We start from the raw sequence: 683 nt of genomic DNA on the forward strand, positions 1-683 counted from the left end.
GATGAATATAAAGTTGATTTTAACTTTGAAACAAATGAATTAAAAATTGATAAAAATCCAGACTATATTGAAAACTTTTATGGAGAGTCTATTTATAATATTTCACCAATAGTTGGGATAAATGGGACTGGGAAAACAACAGTTTTAAACATAATTAGTGACTACTCACCAGATAAATTCGAACAAGACCCTGATAATCAATATTTTTTCCTTTTTGAACTTGGAAAACAGGAAGACCGAGTAAGATTTAATGTTTTTTGCAAAAATTTATATGTTGATGGTAATCAGAATAATAGTTTTAATTATATTCTAGAAAATTATTATGAGCCCCGAAAGATCCTATACGTTAATTTGCAAAATAAGGGAGGAGGATCGATCGGATATCGGACAACGTTAAATCAAGAAGGATTGGCAATGTTTATACATTCATATCTGTGGTTAAGTGATCGTAAAATTATTAGTTCAGTTTTATCTTGTTCATTAGAGATTGAATACTATGGTTTAAAAGATTATAGCGACTCAATTCCGAGAGGGATAAATGCTATAGGATTTTTAATATATAAGTCCATACATAATATTTTTGATGAAGAAGATAAATTTATAAAGAAATGTTTATCTGAACCTTTATTAGCTGAATGCAAAAAATATTTAAAGGAAGATGTTTCTGATTATGAGGACTCTGG

At 28.3% G+C, this 683-nt stretch carries 1 pseudogene; it reads left to right on the forward strand.

Annotated features, from left to right (window positions below):
• Nucleotides 1-683: pseudogene (locus tag D8872_RS10905) on the forward strand (hypothetical protein); the annotation flags it as partial.

Origin of the sequence: Streptococcus cristatus, from assembly GCF_003943815.1 — a bacterium.
GTDB lineage: Bacteria > Bacillota > Bacilli > Lactobacillales > Streptococcaceae > Streptococcus > Streptococcus cristatus_F.